Raw genomic sequence first — 734 nt, 5'->3', positions numbered from 1 at the left:
ACATGTGGAGCTGACTGATACTAATAGATCGAGGACTTAACCAACGCTTTAAAAAATGAAATGCCTTCTTATTATCTAGTTTTGAAGGAACAACGTTCCTCATATGTTTGGTGGCGATAGCGAAGAGGTCACACCCGTTCCCATTCCGAACACGGCAGTTAAGCTCTTCAGCGCCGATGGTAGTTGGGGGTCTCCCCCTGTGAGAGTAGGACGCCGCCAAGCCATTTCAAGATCAGCCATCCGGCTGGTCTTTTTTTGCGCCATTATTTGTTCGTTTTTTGGGGGAAAAGGGAAAACAACTGATAATTCGTCCTTCAATTGAAATAAATCGACCCGGACAGCCAATAATTCGACCCCTAAACCTAATCATGCTATTTCGAGGACATTTAGCATGTGAATTATTTATTATGATATGTATTGACTTTAAGCTGAAATAGGATTAATATAAATAAGCACCACGTAAGACAAACGAAAATTTCATCGCTTTTGGTAGATTACTAAAAGAAATAATAACTATTGACTTCTTACTATGAAAATGATAAGATGAAATGGTCGCTGAGAAACAAGGCGATTTAAAATAAGTTAAAAACTTCGCAGAAGTTGACAACTAATCAATAGCGTGTTATGATGAATAAACAAGCCGTCGAAACGGACGATTTGTGAAATTGCTCTTTGAAAACTGAACAAAACAAAGCGCCAACGTTAAATTTTAAGTGAGCACACACTATCAAAAA

The 734-nt window shown here is 38.3% G+C and carries 1 rRNA gene; it reads left to right on the top strand.

What is annotated here, in order from left to right:
* Positions 1–106: 106 nt before the first annotated feature.
* Positions 107–222: ribosomal RNA gene (gene rrf, locus AS888_RS19170) — 5S ribosomal RNA — on the top strand.
* Positions 223–734: the final 512 nt, after the last annotated feature.

Source organism: Peribacillus simplex, from assembly GCF_001542915.1.
GTDB classification, from domain to species: domain Bacteria; phylum Bacillota; class Bacilli; order Bacillales; family DSM-1321; genus Peribacillus; species Peribacillus simplex_B.
This window is presented reverse-complemented; position numbering and strand designations above follow the sequence as displayed.